We start from the raw sequence: 17,669 nt of genomic DNA, 5'->3' as shown, positions 1-17,669 counted from the left end.
GCACGCACCTGCGCGGCGGCGTTAGGAGATTTTGTCCCTAGCAGCGCCCGGGTGGAGTACTCAATCGCGGAGATAAGAAAATAGGAGTGGAGCCGTGCCAAAAAATAACAAGGCAGTTGAAGCTGAAATCTCTCCCTCAGCTGTGTTAGCTGCGGAATTCGATCGGGATTCATTAAAGGAAAAAACCCGAGTTCATCAGCTGGCTAAACAATTGGGAATGGCCTCTAAAGACGTTGTGGTAGCCCTAGACGGCATCGGCCTGGTCAAGGTAGCGCAGTCCAACCTGAGCAAAGAGGAAGTAGAAAAGCTTCTCGACGCCCTGTCCCAACCAGTGCGCGAAGCTGAACCTTCTGCCGTCCCCGACGTCGAACCTGTAGAGCGGATTCGTCGACGCGTGGAAAAGAATGTGGAAAATGAAATCCACCAAATCGAAGAAAAAGTTGAACGCGAACTAGCCGAAGCAGCACAATCAACAGATTTCGAAACTGCAGCCCGCGAAGAAGAACACGCAGAGCTCCTTAAAGATGTCATTCCAGAGATCACGCCGGCACCAGCTGAACCAGCCGTGTATACCCCAATTTTCGTGGCCCCTGCTGTAGTTCCAACCGAAAACGTGCACGACACCGACGATGAACAGGCCCGCGAACGCTCGGCGCGTAAGCGCCGTGGCCGTCGCGGAACTGGCCGCGGACGTGGAGCTGAACCGGAGACCGTCACCGAAGTGAGTGGGGAGGCGTCGACAAGCGAAGTTGAAGAGGTCAACGAACCCGTTGGTATTAAGGGATCAACTCGTTTGGAGGCGCAACGTCGTCGCCGTTCGGAAATGCGCGAAGAAAACAAAAAGAAGCGCCATGTGGTGAGTACCCAGGAATTCCTGGAGCGACGCGAATCGATGGAGCGTCGCATGATTGTGCGCGAACGTCAACGCCACGATCACCCAGGTCTGGTGACCCAGGTGGGTGTGCTTGAAGATGATCAGCTGGTCGAGCAATTTGTCACTTCTGATGCGCAGATGTCGATGGTGGGAAATATTTATTTGGGACGCGTGCAAAACGTCCTTCCCAGCATGGAAGCTGCATTCATTGACATTGGAAAAGGCCGCAACGGTGTGCTGTACGCCGGCGAAGTAGATTGGAAAGCCGCAGGACTTGGCGGACGCGGACGCCGCATCGAGCAGGCACTGAAAGCTGGCGACCAAGTTCTAGTGCAGGTATCCAAGGATCCTCTGGGGCACAAGGGTGCACGCCTAACCACTCAGATTTCGCTGGCTGGCCGCTACCTGGTGTATGTGCCCGGTGGACGCAGCGCTGGAATCTCCCGCAAACTGCCTGGACCTGAGCGTAAACGCCTCAAGGAAATCCTTGGTCGCGTTGTACCGGCCCAAGGTGGCACCATCATCCGAACCGCTGCTGAAGGTGTATCAGAAGAAAATATTGCAGCCGACGTCAACCGCCTGCACACCCTCTGGGAGCAAATCAAGGAACGCACCGCGAAAGAAAAGAAATCTCGCGGTTCCAAGCCGATCACCATGTATGAAGAACCAGACATGCTGGTAAAGGTGATTCGCGACCTCTTCAATGAAGATTTCACCTCATTGATCGTCGATGGCGACCGCGCTTGGAACACCGTGCGCGCCTACATCCAATCAGTAGCTCCTGATTTGGTATCCCGTGTTGAACACTTCGATCGCGCTGAATTTGACGGCAAGGATGCGTTTGAAGCATTTGACCTTAATACTCAGTTGCAAGAAGCGCTGTCACGAAAAGTGAATCTGCCGTCTGGTGGATCACTGATCATTGACCGCACTGAAGCCATGACGGTGATCGACGTCAACACGGGCCGCTACACCGGTAAAGGTGGTGGCAACCTGGAAGAAACCGTCACGCTTAATAACATAGAAGCGGCCGAAGAAATCGTGCGCCAAATGCGACTTCGTGATCTTGGCGGAATGATCGTGGTCGACTTCATCGACATGGTGCTGCCAGAAAACCAAGAACTGGTTCTGCGTCGCCTCAACGAAGCTTTAGAAAATGACCGCACCCGCCACCAGGTTTCTGAAGTAACCTCACTTGGTCTTGTGCAAATGACCCGCAAACGCATTGGCACTGGACTGCTGGAAACTTTCTCCACGCCATGTGAGCACTGTGAAGGCCGAGGCATTGTTGTTCACGACGATCCGGTAGACCACGTAGATGAACGTGTTGAAGCAAAGGCTGAAGAGCGCAGCCGCCGCCACAACCAGCGGACTCAAAACAGCCCTAAAAAAGCTGCAGAGCACCCCATGGTTGTTGCCATGCGCGACCTCGTGGAAAGCGACGACCACGATCTGGATCAAGAATTTGAAGAGCTAGCAGCATCAGTAATCGTATTAGACGATGCCGACCTCGATGATGTTGTTAATGACAACCTGGATGAACCTGAGCGCATCCTTGCTAAATCCACCGTTGCTCCCGAAGAAGGGCCACGCAGGAGAGCTCGTCGAAAAGCAAAAAATGCTCAAGAAGCTGACAGCGCTACCGATATCGCAGCGATTGCCGCTGCTGCAGTAGACACTGCCCAGGAAGAAGATCCAGATGAACCATCCGGATCATCCTATGTTTCGGATTTGGAGCCTGCTTCTTCCGGTAGCTACGAAAAGGCCCTTGCAGAATTTGAGGCAAGCCCTCGCAGGCGTCGCAAGACCCGTGGCAACTCCCGCTCCGATCACGCACCAAAGCCGGAAGACTTCGCACCAGCAGTGGAAGAAGTTGAAGAGCCTAAGGCTGCTGCTAGGAAAGCACCTCGTCGTAACCGACCAAGCGAGGTGAGCTCCGGTGCACCGTCCAGCTTGCCTTCAACAAGGCGCCGTCGACGTGCTGTACGACGCCAACTAGTGGACACCCCTGAACCGGTGGTGCAGGATGTGGTGGAACATGTGGACACCCCGCAGGTGGAGTTTGATCAGCCTGAAAGCCGTCGGAAGCGTCGTCGTGCCGTGCGTGTGACCTCAAAGGCTGTAGAAGAGAAGAAAGCTACAGCTAAAAACCAAACGCCGAAGAAGCAGCCACAAGGCAAGGTAGCTGCAAGTGAGCAAACCAACCCAGGCCGTCGCCGACGGGCCACCCGACGCACACCACGTAGCTAGGGTATAAGGGCGGTTTGTGTTAGAGCCGCCTTTAGGGGTAATCTTGGACAGTCGCTGTTTTAGGCAATGTCAGTAATGCCCAATTGCCCATTTCAGGCGAATGTGTGCATGACGTGAGGTCATTTTGGCTCCGCATGTCTAAAACGCAATTGTAAACGTAAGTCCAATCAGGGACTCATCATCCGAGTACCTGAGCCGAGAATCAGATAAGGGGTAGCCCTCTATGTACGCGATCGTCAAGACCGGCGGAAAGCAGTACAAGGTTGCCGAAGGTGACCTCGTTAAGGTCGAGAAGATCGAGGGTGAGCCGGGTGCATCCGTGGCTCTCACCCCGGTTCTGCTCGTCGATGGCGCCGATGTAACCACCGCCGCTGACAAGCTCGCTTCCGTGAGCGTCAACACCGAGATCGTCGAGCACACCAAGGGCCCGAAGATCAAGATCCTGAAGTACAAGAACAAGACCGGATACAAGAAGCGCCAGGGACACCGTCAGCCCCTGACCGTTTTGAAGGTCACCGGAATCAAGTAAGCCTCCGGGCTTTCTATGAGTTTTTCCTTTTGAAGGAGGGAATTACCACATGGCACACAAGAAGGGTGCATCAAGCTCCAGCAACGGTCGTGATTCCGAGTCCAAGCGCCTTGGCGTTAAGCGATTCGGTGGCCAGCAGGTTTCCGCAGGCGAGATCCTGATCCGTCAGCGCGGAACCAAGTTCCACCCAGGTGAGAACGTCGGTCGCGGTGGCGACGACACTTTGTTCGCACTGAAGACTGGCGCTGTCCAGTTCTCCACCAAGCGCAACCGTCGCCTGGTGAACATCGTCGAGACCGAGGCTGTTGACGCTTAAGTCACACTCACTCAACGAGTTTAAAACTGCCCCTTGCTTTTCCTTGTGGAAAGGTGAGGGGCAGTTTTTTGTGTGGATTTTTAAAAAAGCCAGGAGAGGCGATTTGAGGGGTCGAGCTAGCTCAAATGACTCTTAGTATGGGAGCGACTTGTTTGACCCGTTAAAAGGGCTTCTAGAGGCTGTTCATTTTGAGGCAGGTGGGACAGGTGTGAAAGCTGAAAGTCTACTGGTCAAGAACTCACCACAAACGTGCACTTCGCCATCGGAATCGGTCAAAAATTTGCATGACTCCGGGCGTATTATGCAAATACTCACCACAAACCTTTAAAATTCATTGGTTTGTGGTAGATATTCGCAAATATTTTCCCCTAGGCCTCAATGTCGCTGTGATCCATCGTCATCGCACGATGAAGGGCCACTTTTAGACAGCAGTCTCCTTGTTAAACCACGATTCAATAAGCTCCAACACATCATTAATGGTCTTCACGTGGGTTTCCTCGGTGCCTGAGGAGGAAGACGATTCAACCAACCACTGCTTGTTGTCAATTTCGTACAAGGTTTGGATGAATTTGGAATCATCAGCAGCAAGGGTCACTCGGAGATACGGAGTCTTGGAATCTTTCAGCCGCATGACCTCTACCAATAAATGGGGGAGCCCGTAGGCGGAGAACGCAGGGGAGAACCAATCGTCGATTTGCACGACGGCATCGGAGTCTTCATCGCCGAATAGCAAGATGGTATCTGCATTCATATCGGCAAGACCCAGTCCGTAATCGAAGGCGATCGAGGTAAGCCATTGCGCTGCTTCTTCTGCTGAGTTGTAGTTGGTAACCACGTAGAGGCAGCGATCGCCAGAGAGGTGGATCGCATCGTCTTCTAATTTGACGTTTTCGGGAGCTGTTTCAGCTAAGCCAGCTGCTAGTGACTCCAACACAGGGGTGGTGGATGGTGTGGCGAAATCAATGCGTTCGGTCAGGGGAGTTTTGGAAATGCGGGCGCTGCCGGGATCGCCATCGGTTTCAAACAGGACAAAGTCGTAGCTCATGGTATCTAAGTGTAGATACGCGTAGTCTGGGCTATCGAATTCATCCCCAATCACATCAACGAGTACGTAGGAGAAAACATGTCTGTTGTGGGCACTGGCCAATTTTTTGGTTCACCAGAGGAAGAGCGCGATAAGTTGATGCAGTCTTTGATGGATCAGAAGAATAAGCAATCTAAGCTTGAAGGCGTTCCTGTGGTTACGTTGAATGACGGCAAGACCATTCCACAGCTTGGCTTTGGTGTGTTTAAGGTTGATGCCGATGAGGCGGAGCGAGTGGTTACTGAAGCCCTAGAGGTGGGGTACCGCCACATTGATACTGCTGCGATTTACGGCAATGAGGAAGGCGTGGGTAAAGCTATTGCTAAGTCTGGGATTCCTCGTGAAGAGCTGTTTATTACCACTAAGTTGTGGAATGACCGCCAGCTCGATGTAGAGGCAGCTTTTGAGGAGTCCTTGCAAAAGCTTGGCCTTGACTATGTTGATCTGTATTTGGTGCACTGGCCGGCACCAAAGAATGACAACTACGTTGCTGCGTGGAAGTCATTGGAAAAGCTTGGTGATCGTGCTCGTTCCATTGGCGTGTGTAACTTCCTGCCAGAACATTTAGAAAAGCTTTTGGCGGAGGCCACTACTGTGCCTGCGATTAACCAGATTGAATTGCACCCAGCGCTGCAGCAGCGCGATGCGGTAGAGGCAAGTTTGGCTGCGGGAATTGCAGTGGAATCGTGGGGACCGTTGGGGCAGGGTCGTTATGATCTAGGTGCTGAGGAACCAATCGCTGCAGCAGCTAAGAAGCATGGTAAAACTCCAGCCCAGGTGGTTATTCGTTGGCATCTGCAAAATGGTTTCATCGTTTTCCCTAAGACTGTGACGAAGAGTCGCATGGTGGAAAACTTTGATGTTTTTGATTTCTTGCTCAGCGATGAGGAGATGGCTGCAATTACTGCTCTTGAGCGCAATGCACGTGGTGGCTCGCACCCCAATGATCTGAATTAGAAAAGAGTAAGGGGCCGTCAACTTTTAATAGAAAGTTGACGGCCCCTAAGCCGTTGTTAAAAAGATTTAGCCGAGGAAATCGGTCTCGGTGAATTTGCGGTCGAACGCTGAGCGGGCGGGGTTGGCGTCGGCAAGCAAAATATCAAAACGATCATTGGCGATTTCGATGATCTCTGAAAGTGCTTGGCGGTGTTCTTGTTCGTCTGAGTTATCGAGGCGGCGAAGGCCCGCGGCGACAACGGTGTCTACGGTGTCCATGGTGTCAAAGTAGGCAACGTATGGCATGTGGAAGCGCTCGCGGTATTGCTCGGTGACGGTGATGAGTTTTTCTTGATCGACATCATCAAGGTCAACCAAGCCAAGGGAACCGCGGTCTTGTGAGATGGTGGCGGCTTCTTCTTCGGTGGCTAGAAGAAGTTGGGCCATGTCAGGGTAGTCGTGGATGAGTGCTTCACGGTCTTCAAGTGGCGCGGTAAGTACTGCGACCTGAATTGCTTCGCGTAGTTCGGTGACGTTGGCAAAGGGGCGTGATTCCCATGCTGTTTCCAAAGGCCAGGTTTTGCTGTTAAACAGCGGCGCGAAAGTGTCAACGAATTCAGCGCGGCCCATATCATTAACTACGTCCAAGGTGATGCGTTTGCCGGATTTCGAGGTGGCAACTTGGCCACCAGTTTGGCGTCCAACGTGGAAGAACAGCAAGTTGAGCAAGATCGCGGTGATAGCACCCACGGACATGCCAGAGGAGACGAAAATTCGTGCCCACTCTGGGAATGCTTGGGCTACTTCTGGGCGGAAGGACACCAGCATGGCAAGTCCAAGCGCAGAGGTGACGATCACGGAGTTACGGCCGTCGGTCAGATCAGATTTAGCAATGGTTTGAATGCCTACCCACGCAACATTGGCAAACAGTGCAAGGGAAGCGCCACCAAGAACAGGTGAAGGAATGGATGCAACGATGGCACCGGCTTTTGGAAGCACACCGAGGATGATCATGAAGCCAGCTGCAGCTGCTGCTACCCAACGCGATTTCACACCGGTGATGCGCACCAGTCCTACGTTTTGCGCGAAGCAGGTGTAAGGGAAGGAGTTCATGACGCCACCAATCAGGGTGGACAGGCCGTCAGCGCGCAGTGCGCGGGTGACATCATTGCGGCGAGTCCGCTTGCCGACGATTTCCCCCGTTGCAAATACGTCACCGGTGGTCTCAACCATGGTGATGATCATGACGATAATCATGGAGAAAATGGCAACGGCGTTGAACTCAGGAACACCAAAATAAAACGGGGTGGTGATATCAAAAGCTTGAGCATTACCCACTTCATCCAAGTTTGCATCACCCAACAGCAAGGCAATCGCGGTGCCACCTACCAAACCGATGAGCACAGCCAAAGTGCCCATGAAGCCTCTGAAGAAACGCTGGGCCAAAATGATGACAGCCAAGGTGCCAAAACCATAAGCCAGATCCCTGGCAGCAGGGATTCCTTCTGCGTAGTTCACAAAGTCATTGGCAGAAACCGACAACAGAGAAGCACCCATGACCAGCAGCACTGTGCCAGTAACAACCGGTGGGAAGAATTTGAGGAAACGAGCAAACACCGGTGCAGCGAAGAAGGTGAAAATACCGGACACAATCACGGCACCATAGATGGCGGGCAGTGACGCCACGCCACCTTCACCATCGGTAACGCCTAAACCAATGGCGATGATGGGAGCAACAGCAGTGGTGGTGACACCTTGAACAATCGGCAGTCGTACACCGATGTGGCGACCAATACCCACTGACTGAATCAAGGTGGCGATGCCACACGTGAGCAAATCGGCATTAATCAGGTGAATTGTTGTTGCAGTATCCAGGTTCAACGACTGCGCGATAAGCAGTGGAACAATGACCGCGCCTGCATAGAATGCAAGCACGTGTTGTAGACCTAGAGCTGCTAGTTTGGGGGCGGGTGGCAATTGATCGACCGGGTGTTTGGTCCGGTTCGTGGTCGCTGTTGTCACGGCGTTCGGGGGTGTCCCTTCGTCCTCGATATGAAATTTATCCAACAGTATTGTCCTCTTTTTCCGACACTGCACAAAATAATCAGATAGGATCGTTGGTTTTCAGTTATTCACAATGGTGTTGTCACTGGTAGGATCGAAGAACCTTGGCGCCCACATTCCATTAGAATTTTTCTCAAGTCGGCGCCCGTTTTATTTTGATCAGGAGTGACACCGATTTATGAACCGATTTATTGACCGCGTTGTGCTACACCTCGCCGCAGGTGACGGCGGCAATGGTTGTGTCTCGGTGCACCGAGAAAAATTCAAGCCACTTGGTGGTCCCGACGGCGGCAACGGTGGACATGGTGGAGACATCATCTTGGAAGTTTCTTCCCAGGTGCACACCTTGCTGGATTTCCACTTCCACCCCCACGTAAAAGCCGAGCGCGGAGCTAACGGCGCTGGCGATCACCGCAACGGTGCCCGTGGCAAGGATCTTGTGTTAGAAGTTCCTCCGGGAACCGTGGTTGTTGATTCCAAGGGAGAAACCTTGGCGGATCTAACAACTGTGGGCATGAAGTTCATTGCCGCTGCCGGTGGTAATGGTGGCTTGGGCAACGCAGCACTTGCGTCCAAAGCACGTAAAGCTCCTGGCTTTGCTCTCATTGGTGAGCCCGGTGAAGCCCATGACTTGGTCCTTGAGCTGAAGTCCATGGCAGATGTTGGGCTAGTGGGATTCCCATCTGCCGGTAAATCATCGTTGATCTCCGTGATGTCTGCGGCAAAGCCAAAGATTGGTGATTATCCATTTACCACTCTTCAGCCCAACCTGGGTGTGGTTAATGTTGGCCATGAAACCTTCACGATGGCTGATGTTCCTGGTTTGATCCCAGGTGCGTCAGAGGGCAAAGGTTTGGGCCTAGACTTCTTACGCCACATTGAGCGCACCTCAGTGCTGGTCCATGTTGTCGATACAGCAACCATGGATCCAGGTCGCGACCCCATCTCTGATATTGAGGCATTGGAAGCAGAACTTGCTGCCTACCAGTCCGCTTTAGATGAGGACACCGGACTTGGTGATCTAGGGCAGCGCCCACGCATCGTCGTGCTCAACAAAGCTGACGTTCCTGAAGCTGAAGAGCTTGCTGAGTTTTTGAAAGAAGACATTGAAAAGCAATTCGGGTGGCCTGTCTTTATCATTTCCGCTGTAGCACGCAAGGGTTTGGATCCTTTGAAGTACAAGCTGCTGGAAATCGTGCAAGACGCTCGAAAGAAGCGCCCGAAGGAAAAGCTGGCTGAATCTGTGATCATCAAGCCAAAGGCTGTGGATCACCGCACTAAGGGGCAGTTCCAGATCAATCCTGATCCAGAGGTTCCTGGCGGATTCATCATTACTGGTGAAAAGCCAGAGCGGTGGATTTTGCAGACCGACTTTGAAAACGACGAAGCAGTGGGCTACCTGGCAGACCGTTTGGCTAAATTGGGCATCGAAGACGGCCTGCGCAAAGCCGGTGCACACGTTGGTGCCAATGTCACTATCGGTGGCATTAGTTTTGAATGGGAACCAATGACCACAGCTGGAGACGATCCAATCTTGACTGGTCGCGGTACAGATGTGCGCCTTGAACAAACCTCTCGAATCTCTGCAGCAGAGCGTAAACGTGCATCTCAGGTACGTCGTGGCCTTATCGATGAGTTGGATTACGGCGATGGCCAAGAGGCCTCTCGCGAACGTTGGGAAGGATAAAACGCGACATTGTTAGTGGCTGCGTGTATACGATGGTATCGCTATGAATGACACGCAGAACACACCAGAAAGCGTTCGACTCCGGGATAATCTCCCAACGCCAACTCAAATGGCGCCGGTGACAGGGCTTCCTGTCACCCCCTACAGCCAGGAAGCAAGCATCGGTGCAAGCTTCCCGGCAGTGGATCCGGACACCAAAGACAGCGCCGCATACGGACATGAATCCGGAATGCGTGAGCGCATCACCAATGCAAAGCGAGTGGTGGTGAAAATTGGTTCATCATCGTTGACAAACGATGAAGACGGCCACACCGTTGACCCCAACCGAATCAACACGATTGTCAATGCGTTGCAGGCCCGCATGGAAGCTGGATCCGACCTCATCGTTGTGTCCTCGGGTGCCGTTGCCGCCGGCATGGCTCCACTTGGATTGTCCACCAGGCCCACTGATTTGGCTGTAAAACAGGCAGCGGCTGCTGTTGGGCAAGTCCACCTCATGCACCAGTGGGGACGATCATTTGCCAGGTATGGCCGACCAATCGGCCAGGTCTTGCTCACCGCTGCAGATGCTGGCAAACGAGATCGTGCGAGAAATGCACAGCGCACCATCGACAAGTTGCGCATGCTTGGAGCAGTGCCGATCGTTAATGAAAACGACACGGTGGCAACCACGGGTGTGAACTTTGGCGATAACGATCGCCTTGCCGCCATTGTGGCTCACTTGGTATCAGCTGATGCTTTGGTGCTGCTCAGTGACGTGGATGGACTCTTTGATAAAAATCCAAGCGACCCGACCGCTAAATTCATCTCCGAAGTTCGCGATGGCAATGACTTGAAAGGAGTCATTGCTGGTGACGGCGGAAAAGTAGGCACTGGTGGCATGGCATCAAAGGTGTCAGCTGCACGTTTAGCATCGAGAAGTGGCGTGCCCGTTTTGCTGACGTCAGCCGCCAATATCGGACCCGCCTTGGAGCATGCTCATGTGGGCACGGTGTTCCATCCGAAAGAAAACCGCCTTTCGGCGTGGAAGTTCTGGGCGCTTTATGCAGCAGATACTGCAGGAAAGATTCGCCTGGATGACGGCGCAGTAGAAGCAGTGACCTCTGGCGGAAAGTCTTTGTTGGCAGTGGGCATTACGGAAATCATCGGTGATTTTCAGCAAGGCGAGATCGTGGAGATCTTGGGACCCGCAGGGCAAATCATTGGGCGAGGCGAAGTGTCCTATGATTCTGATACCTTGCAGTCAATGGTTGGTATGCAAACGCAAGACCTTCCAGATGGACTGCAGCGGCCCGTAGTGCATGCAGATTACCTGTCCAACTACGCCAGCCGCGCGTAAAGCGCGGCCCTGCCGGTGGCGGGAGGCGTCGACAAGCAATTTTTTAGGAGTTTGAAGATGAAGTTTGTGATGTATCCACATTTGTGGGAGTCCACGACCGCTGTCATCGAGGGCGGCGGACACGAGCGTGTTGAAGATATTAAAGATGCAGACTTCATTTTCTTTAACGGATCTGCCCCAGAGTTCCCGGATCTTCCAGACAACATTAAGTTTGTGCAGGCTTCCATGGCCGGCATTGATGCGCTGGTTAAGCGCGGTGTGGTTAATGACAAAGCACGGTGGGCAAATGCGGCGGGACTTTATGCCGATACAGTTGCGGAATCCACGATTGGTTTAATTTTGGCGCAGCTTCATGTGCATGCTGCGACCCGGTTGTCTAAAACCTGGGACGTGCGCGCTGAGGTAGAAGATAAGAAGCTGTGGCTGCATGACAATAAAACAGTTGCCATTTTAGGTGCCGGTGGCATTGGTGTGCGGTTAATTGAGATGCTTAAGCCGTTTAATGTGAAAACCATCGCGGTAAATAACTCAGGTCGCCCGGTCGAAGGTGCAGATGAAACCTTTGCCATGGATGATGCCGATCATGTGTGGGCCGAAGCCGATGTGTTTGTGCTCATCTTGCCGTTGACTGATCGTACGTATCAGATTGTTAATGCGCAGACCTTGGCCAAGATGAAGCCCAGTGCGGTAGTAGTCAACGTCGGCCGCGGACCGCTGATCAATACTGATGATCTTGTCGAAGCATTAAATAACGGCACCATTGGTGGGGCAGCGCTTGATGTTACTGATCCTGAACCACTCCCTGATGGACACCCACTGTGGGAGATGGACAATGTTGTTATCACACCTCATACTGCCAACACAGGTGAGCGGATTCGTGCGTTGACGGGCGAGTTAACTCTGCGCAATATTGAGCTGTTTGAAGCTGGTAAAGAGATGGCCACCGAAGTTGATGTGGTGGCCGGCTACTAAACAATTCATGGTGTGATCGGCCACAAGGGTCTGTATAGTGGGCAACCATGAGTTCAACGACCCTAACTGATGCCCAGATACGTGACAACGAGCGCAATGAAGTTCTAGCTAAAGCAACAGCAGCGAAAAACATCGTTCCCGATATCGCAGTCTTGGGCACTGGACCGAAGAACGCTATCTTGCGTGCAGCAGCAGATGAGCTCGTTGCACGCAGTGCGGAAATCATTGCCGCCAACGCATTAGACATCGAGGCAGGGCGCAGTAACGGCATGGAAGAATCCATAATTGATCGCCTTGCCTTAGATGAGTCCCGCATTGAAGGCATTGCTGGTGGTTTACGCCAAGTCGCAGGACTTAATGATCCTGTCGGTGAAGTGCTGCGTGGCCACGTTATGGAAAACGGCATCCAAATGAAGCAGGTGCGCGTCCCACTAGGCGTGATGGGCATGGTTTATGAAGCCCGCCCCAACGTCACCGTTGATGCTTTCGGACTGGCACTTAAATCTGGCAATGTAGCGTTGCTGCGTGGATCTTCCACCGCCGTGCATTCCAACACCAAACTGGTAGAAATCTTGCAGGACGTCCTCGAACGCTTCGAGCTGCCCCGCGAAACTGTGCAACTACTTCCTTGCGCAACACGTGACTCCGTCCAAGACCTCATCACCGCGCGTGGCTTAGTCGACGTGGTTATTCCTCGCGGAGGCGCAGGCCTTATCAACGCAGTGGTTACTGGCGCAACTGTGCCCACCATTGAAACCGGCACCGGAAACTGTCACTTCTACGTTGATGCTGAAGCCAAACTTGATCAGGCAATCGCCATGCTCATCAACGGCAAGACCCGCCGCTGCAGCGTCTGCAACGCCACCGAAACAGCGCTTCTCGACGCCTCCCTCAGCGATTCCGACAAGCTCGCCGTAGTCCGTGCGCTCCAGGACGCAGGCGTGACCATTCACGGACGTGTTGCTGAACTAGAAGCGTTCGGAGCAACCGATGTTGTAGAAGCAACCGAAACTGACTGGGATTCCGAGTATCTTTCCTTCGACATTGCCGTGGCTGTTGTCGATGGCGTTGATGGAGCACTTGCACACATCGCTAAGTACAGCACCAAGCACACCGAAGCGATCGCCACCCAAAACATTGAAACCGCACAACGCTTTGCCGACCGCGTCGATGCCGCAGCCGTGATGATTAACGCATCCACGGCCTACACCGATGGTGAACAGTACGGAATGGGCGCAGAAATCGGAATTTCCACCCAGAAACTACACGCCAGGGGTCCAATGGCGTTGCCTGAACTAACCTCCACCAAGTGGATTCTTCAAGGTACTGGTCAAATTAGGCCTTAAGTAAGGTCATAGGTGGCACGAGCAAACACAGGGACCCAGTATTTAAGGTTTTGAAGATTCTGGGTCTCCTGGTTTGGGTGGGCCGAGATTTTGGCCCCAACTTGTAAAAGTCCTACCACTCCAGAAGGTTTTCTTGGCCTGGTAAACATTCATCTGAAAATCTCAAGGCCTTAGACAAGCGATAAGCCCTTTCCCATCCGAAGACACCACCCCAATTGCACTTGCTTGGCTGGTATCCGATGTAATCTTTGATCGTATAAGTTAAAGATTGCTGGTAAAGGGGGAGCGTTCATGTCCGTTAAAAGATTCCGAGGGCTGATCGCAAGCATTGGCATTATCGTAGCCCTGGTTGTACATGCTCCACTTGCTTTCGCGCAGAGCAGCGGGCTTTCTAGTGGTTCATCAACTGGGTCTAGTGATTTGTGGAATCTGCTGTTTCCCGAATCCCACGAATCGTTTATTAAACGTCTGTTGGATCCCCTCGACCAAAGTCACATTTCGATACACCCTGATCTAACCCCGGACCTTTACGAGGAAGTTTTTGATCCACCACAATTCGGAGAATGCCCATCTGTCCTAGCTGTTGTGGCGCGGGGCAGCGAACAGAACTTACAAATTCGCCCAGCACGCTACAGCGAGGAAGCACCATGGACCTCAAACGGGTTTGAAGAACGAAACTTCAGAAGCTTCTTTGGCCGTTTGGAAAAACACCACATGGAAAATACAGGAGAGTCCTTGATGAAGGACGTCTATGTCATGGGCCTGAACAATGCGGAATATCCAGCCTCTTTTCCACTGTCATCTGAAGGAAGCAGCGCTATTGCACTAGGAACTTCGGTTTCAAGTGGACGTGACAACCTGATGAGCGCAATCGACCATTTTGAGGCTGAAACAGGGTGCACACCAAAGTATTTGTTGGGCGGGTATTCCCAAGGTGTGATGGTTGTTAATGGTTATGAAGAAGAACTAATCACCAGAGATCAATATGTCGGCACCCTGCATATCGCAAACCCAGCACAGCAACCGGATGATCCTTCCTTGATTGGACATGAGGTAACAACAGGTGGGTTAGCAAGCTCGATTGACCCAGTTGAGGAAACCTCACAGAAAATTAGCTATTGCCTACCCGGGGATATTGTGTGTGATCGTTCTTTTGAACAGTTTTCTGCAGCTGGTTCTTCTGTAGCTGCTGCGACAATTAGCAGTGGAAATTCCAGAGCGGGCCGGGTGCATCTTCAGTATTTTGTCACCACCCAGCCTTGGGATGATGAGATTTTCGATGAAGTCGCCTCCTGGATTGAGCAAGCCTAAGCCCAGTTCTGCAAGGTGTAAACACTATACTGTCCACTCATGACTACAAAGGTGAAGCGCCGGGCTCGAATCGGCATCATGGGTGGCACATTTGACCCTATTCATAATGGTCACCTTGTTGCAGGTTCTGAAGTAGCAGACCGCTTTGATCTTGATCTCGTGGTGTATGTACCCACTGGACAGCCATGGCAAAAAGCCAACAAAAAGGTAAGTCCTGCTGAGGATCGTTATCTAATGACGGTGATTGCTACCGCCTCAAATCCTCGATTCACTGTCTCTCGGGTAGATATCGATCGTGGTGGCGATACCTACACCGTTGATACTCTCCAAGACTTAAGCAAGCAGTACCCGGATGCTTCGCTGTACTTTATTACCGGTGCTGATGCTTTGGCACAGATCGTTACCTGGCGGGACTGGGAAAAAACCTTTGAACTTGCTCACTTTGTTGGAGTAACCAGACCAGGATATGAGCTAGACGGACAGATCATTCCCGAAATGCATCAAGACCGCGTCTCTTTGGTAGATATCCCGGCCATGGCTATTTCTTCGACAGATTGCCGCGAGCGAGCAAGCAACGAGCGCCCTGTTTGGTATCTTGTCCCTGATGGGGTGGTGCAATACATAGCCAAGCGCCAGCTTTATCGGCCTGAAGGATCTGATTTGGATATGGATCCACGGCGCCAAAACAAGGTTGAAAGCTAGTCAAAAGTTTCAACTTCATCCCAAAAGTAGGTGAATTGCCCTGCTTCGTGGAAAACTGGGAGACGTTGATATTGCGGAATCTCTCCGCGGTGTCGGTTGAGGCCTAAAAATTTTAGGTGAAAACCACATGAGCTGTTGTAAGGAATTTTGTGTCTGCACTTGAAGAGTCGATCCGCATCGCGACTATCGCGGCGAAAGCAGCGGATGAAAAGAAGGCTGATGACATCGCAGTCATCGATGTTTCTGACATGATGGCAATCACCGATTGCTTCGTTGTAGCATCCGCTGACAATGAACGCCAGGTTGGTGCCATCGTCGAAGAAATCGAAGATGAGATGACTAAGGCTGGTTTTGAACCAAAGCGACGGGAAGGAAACCGCGAAAACCGTTGGGTTCTGCTTGACTACGGTTTGATCGTGATCCACGTCCAGCGTCAGACCGAGCGTGAGTTCTACGGTCTGGATCGTTTGTACCGCGATTGCCCATTGATTGAAATTGACGGCATTGAAACCTTCAAACGCGAGTCCTCCTGGTCTGATGAGGCGGATATTCGCAACATCGATAGCATTGATGAACTCCCACCTTTGCCGGCTGAATACGAGCCTGGCTACGAGGACGATTAAGAGGTAGTCCTGTGACTCGTCGCCTGATTCTGCTCCGACATGGGCAGACTGAATACAACGCCACGTCCCGCATGCAGGGACAATTGGACACAGAGCTGTCTGACCTGGGCTTTCAACAGGCGGCCAGTGCAGCTTCTGTACTAGTCCAACACAACATCACCCATGTGTTCAGCTCCGATCTTTCCCGCGCTTTCAATACCGCGAGCGCGGTTGCGGCGCTGATTGGTGCGGAGGTGCGCGTCGATAAGCGTCTCCGGGAAACGCACTTGGGTGAGTGGCAAGCAAAAACCCACACTGAGGTGGACGCGGCCTATCCTGGTGCGCGTGCGCAATGGCGCCACGACCCGCAGTGGGCGCCACCTGGCGGCGAGTCACGTGTGGATGTCGCGCGCCGGGCACGGCAAGTGGTTGATGAGCTGATGGTCTCCCTTAATGATTGGGATCAAGGAACTGTGTTGATCGTGGCTCATGGTGGCACGATCAATGCGTTAACCTCGAATCTGCTTGATCTTTCCTATGATCAATACCCCATGTTTTCTGGTCTTGGGAATACCTGTTGGGCGCAATTGACAGCGCGTCCTCGCTATTATGCAGGTAGTGAAAACCCTGAAGATGATCTGAAATTGTCTGCGTCAGTTTCCAGCAGCCCTCGATTTGATGGCAACAATGTGGAGAATGCCCAGTGGTATCTCGACGGCTGGAACATGGGTGTTACGCAATAAGTCGCAATAGGTCACAATAAGTCACAATAAAAGCAATAGGAATGTGGAGGGAGAAAAGCGATGCCAGTACGTGTAATTGTTGATTCCTCCGCATGCCTACCTGCGCATGTGGCCGACGACCTTGATATCACCGTCATTAATTTGCATGTGATGAATAACGGTGAAGAACGCAGCACCTCAGGACTGTCTTCACTGGAACTTGCTGCAAGTTACGCCCGCCAGCTTGAGCGTGGTGGTGATGAAGGCGTGCTAGCTTTGCACATTTCCAAAGAGCTTTCTTCTACCTGGTCTGCGGCGGTAACAGCTGCCGCAGTTTTTGCTGATGACGCTGTGCGTGTCGTGGATACCAGTTCGCTGGGCATGGCGGTGGGGGCGGCCGCCATGGCTGCTGCACGCTTGGCTAAAGACGGCGCTTCATTGCAGGAATGCTATGACATTGCCGTGGATACTCTGCAACGCTCTGAAACTTGGATTTACCTCCACCGCATTGATGAAATTTGGAAATCAGGCCGGATTTCCACCGCAACGGCGATGGTATCCACTGCGCTGGCTACCCGCCCCATCATGCGGTTTAAAGAGGGACGCATGGAGATTGCGGCTAAAACACGGACCCAATCTAAAGCGTTTGCCAAGTTAGTGGAATTGGCTCAAATCAGAGCAGACGGTGAACCTGTTTTTGTAGCCATTGGTCAAAATGAGGCCAGGGAAGCAGCAAAGCAGTTGGAAGATTTACTGAAAGCCTCCCTGCCGGAGGGATCCAGTTTTATAAGCGTGGACATCGACCCCACTCTTGCCGTGCACTCTGGGCCAGGCGCTGTATCAGTTTCTGCGGTGTTTGCCAACCAGGCTCCTGAGTTGTCCACAGCTAGACCTGGCGCGAGATAGTTATCCACAGCGCGAAGTAGGTTGCGCTC

15 protein-coding genes are annotated in these 17,669 nt (G+C 52.5%); 13 read left to right on the top strand and 2 right to left on the bottom strand.

Going from position 1 to position 17,669, the window contains the following annotated elements; genetic code table 11:
- Positions 1-94 precede the first annotated feature (94 nt).
- The 3 genes from N24_RS12295 to rpmA all read left to right on the top strand — a co-directional run bounded on the left by N24_RS12295 (position 95) and on the right by rpmA (position 3,969).
- Positions 95-3,124: a translation initiation factor IF-2 N-terminal domain-containing protein gene (locus N24_RS12295; RefSeq protein ID WP_096457565.1), complete on the top strand. Its 3,030-nt coding sequence runs from the start codon at positions 95-97 to the stop codon at positions 3,122-3,124.
- Between the two features lie 223 nt (positions 3,125-3,347).
- The gene (gene rplU, locus N24_RS12290) at positions 3,348-3,653 is read left to right on the top strand and encodes a 50S ribosomal protein L21 (RefSeq protein WP_003859302.1); all 306 of its coding nucleotides are present in this window, start codon (positions 3,348-3,350) and stop codon (positions 3,651-3,653) included.
- A 49-nt stretch (positions 3,654-3,702) separates the two neighbouring features.
- Complete coding sequence (gene rpmA, locus N24_RS12285; RefSeq protein ID WP_015651857.1) at positions 3,703-3,969, top strand: 50S ribosomal protein L27; 267 nt, start codon at positions 3,703-3,705, stop codon at positions 3,967-3,969.
- A 421-nt stretch (positions 3,970-4,390) separates the two neighbouring features.
- Here rpmA and N24_RS12280 read toward each other — a convergent pair whose 3' ends face one another.
- Entirely contained in the window at positions 4,391-5,014 is a 624-nt protein-coding gene (locus tag N24_RS12280) for a hypothetical protein (protein WP_096457562.1), read from the bottom strand.
- A gap of 78 nt (positions 5,015-5,092) precedes the next feature.
- On the opposite strand from N24_RS12280, the gene N24_RS12275 reads away from it, so the two are divergent.
- On the top strand, positions 5,093-6,010 hold the full coding sequence (locus tag N24_RS12275; protein ID WP_167382109.1) for an aldo/keto reductase: 918 nt from the start codon (positions 5,093-5,095) through the stop codon (positions 6,008-6,010).
- 66 nt (positions 6,011-6,076) lie between these two features.
- On the opposite strand, the gene N24_RS12270 is transcribed toward N24_RS12275, so the two are convergent.
- Positions 6,077-8,011 carry a solute carrier family 23 protein gene (locus tag N24_RS12270; RefSeq protein ID WP_167382108.1) on the bottom strand — a complete coding sequence of 645 codons (1,935 nt, stop codon included), beginning with the start codon at positions 8,009-8,011 and terminating at the stop codon, positions 6,077-6,079.
- Between the two features lie 220 nt (positions 8,012-8,231).
- On the opposite strand from N24_RS12270, the gene obgE reads away from it, so the two are divergent.
- From obgE to N24_RS12225, 9 genes are all read left to right on the top strand, one after another.
- On the top strand, positions 8,232-9,740 hold the full coding sequence (obgE, locus tag N24_RS12265) for a GTPase ObgE (protein WP_096457556.1): 1,509 nt from the start codon (positions 8,232-8,234) through the stop codon (positions 9,738-9,740).
- A 229-nt stretch (positions 9,741-9,969) separates the two neighbouring features.
- Positions 9,970-11,079, top strand: a complete 1,110-nt coding sequence (gene proB / locus N24_RS12260) for a glutamate 5-kinase (protein WP_096460161.1) — start codon at positions 9,970-9,972, stop codon at positions 11,077-11,079.
- A 57-nt stretch (positions 11,080-11,136) separates the two neighbouring features.
- A complete protein-coding gene (locus tag N24_RS12255) occupies positions 11,137-12,051 on the top strand; it encodes a D-isomer specific 2-hydroxyacid dehydrogenase family protein (protein ID WP_096457553.1) in 915 nt (304 codons plus the stop codon).
- A 47-nt stretch (positions 12,052-12,098) separates the two neighbouring features.
- Positions 12,099-13,397 (top strand): glutamate-5-semialdehyde dehydrogenase, encoded by a 1,299-nt coding sequence (locus N24_RS12250; RefSeq protein ID WP_096457550.1) that lies wholly within the window; start codon positions 12,099-12,101, stop codon positions 13,395-13,397.
- A 291-nt stretch (positions 13,398-13,688) separates the two neighbouring features.
- Positions 13,689-14,708 carry a PE-PPE domain-containing protein gene (locus tag N24_RS12245; RefSeq protein ID WP_096457547.1) on the top strand — a complete coding sequence of 340 codons (1,020 nt, stop codon included), beginning with the start codon at positions 13,689-13,691 and terminating at the stop codon, positions 14,706-14,708.
- 39 nt (positions 14,709-14,747) lie between these two features.
- Positions 14,748-15,410, top strand: coding sequence for a nicotinate-nucleotide adenylyltransferase (gene nadD / locus N24_RS12240; protein ID WP_096457544.1), 663 nt, complete (start codon positions 14,748-14,750; stop codon positions 15,408-15,410).
- Positions 15,411-15,559: 149 nt separating this feature from the next.
- On the top strand, positions 15,560-16,033 hold the full coding sequence (rsfS, locus tag N24_RS12235; protein ID WP_096457541.1) for a ribosome silencing factor: 474 nt from the start codon (positions 15,560-15,562) through the stop codon (positions 16,031-16,033).
- Positions 16,034-16,044: 11 nt separating this feature from the next.
- Positions 16,045-16,755: a histidine phosphatase family protein gene (locus N24_RS12230; RefSeq protein WP_096457538.1), complete on the top strand. Its 711-nt coding sequence runs from the start codon at positions 16,045-16,047 to the stop codon at positions 16,753-16,755.
- A 60-nt stretch (positions 16,756-16,815) separates the two neighbouring features.
- On the top strand, positions 16,816-17,640 hold the full coding sequence (locus tag N24_RS12225; protein WP_096457535.1) for a DegV family protein: 825 nt from the start codon (positions 16,816-16,818) through the stop codon (positions 17,638-17,640).
- Positions 17,641-17,669 lie beyond the last annotated feature (29 nt).

Source organism: Corynebacterium suranareeae, assembly GCF_002355155.1.
GTDB classification, from domain to species: domain Bacteria; phylum Actinomycetota; class Actinomycetes; order Mycobacteriales; family Mycobacteriaceae; genus Corynebacterium; species Corynebacterium suranareeae.
Note: the sequence above shows the minus strand (reverse complement) of the source record. Positions and strands in the feature narration are given on the sequence as shown.